Annotated in this window: 1 protein-coding gene; it reads right to left on the reverse strand. The window is 52.6% G+C overall.

All coding sequences use genetic code 11. The annotated features are described in order from the left end of the window. Positions 1–182: 182 nt before the first annotated feature. A partial coding sequence (locus KW832_RS25575; protein ID WP_218338460.1) for a hypothetical protein occupies positions 183–481 on the reverse strand: 299 nt, incomplete at its 5' end.

The following is a 481-nucleotide window of genomic DNA, read 5'->3' on the forward strand; positions in this document are numbered from 1 at the left end:
CAGCGACGCCATGCTGCATGAGGTGTCGCACTTCGCCCTTTTTCTTCTCTCATATTCCTAACCAGCACCATCTCCCTCCCCCGCTTTTTACCTTTACGCCATGTTCACCTCCTCCCTCCAACTCTTTTCCTATACCTTTTCTCTCTCCACTTTCTATTCACTTTTCCATCCATTTTCTTATATCATTCCCCTCCTCCTTCTCCTTTTCCCCTCCTTCTCTCTCTCCCTCTCCTCCTCCCCTCCATCCCTACCTCTCCTTTCCTTTTCCCCTTCCCTCCCCTCCTTCCTTTCCTTTTTCTCCCTTTTCTCTCCCTCTTTCCTTCTCTTTTCCTTCTCCCCTCTCTCTTCTTTCCTCCCCTTTTTCTTTCCCTCTCTCCTTCCTTCCTCTTCCCCTTGCTCACGCGCCTCTGCAGCACCCTCAGTCCCAGGCTGGCTGCCACCTCCCCTTCACACCTCACCTCCCTTGCTCCTTTCCCTTCGC

Source organism: Acidovorax sp. sif0632 (genome assembly GCF_019218805.1).
GTDB classification, from domain to species: Bacteria; Pseudomonadota; Gammaproteobacteria; order Burkholderiales; family Burkholderiaceae_C; genus Acidovorax; species Acidovorax facilis.